This window comes from Neisseria sp. P0001.S005, from assembly GCF_051963715.1.
On the sequence record NZ_JBQCTZ010001090.1, the window covers coordinates 1 to 233 of the forward strand.

At 48.9% G+C, this 233-nt stretch carries 1 protein-coding gene; it reads left to right on the forward strand.

Annotated features, from left to right (window positions below):
- Positions 1 to 39: 39 nt before the first annotated feature.
- The coding region (locus ACTHSP_RS24165) for a cell division protein ZapA (protein ID WP_440347241.1) at positions 40 to 233 on the forward strand (194 nt) is incomplete at its 3' end.

Genomic DNA, 233 nt, shown 5'->3' on the forward strand with positions numbered 1-233 from the left:
CCGATTGCCCCAAGAAACACAACAATAAAAGGACGCCCCGTGAGTATCGAACAAGTCAATCTCGACATCATGAATGTTAACTTCACCATCAACACGCCAAGTGAAGAAAAAGCCACCTTGCTGCAAGCCGTTGAAATGCTCAACAAGAAAAGCGATGCGATTAAAGAAAGCGGCCGCATCGTCGGCACGGACAAAATCGTCGTCATGGCAGCCCTCAACGTCGTACACGACCT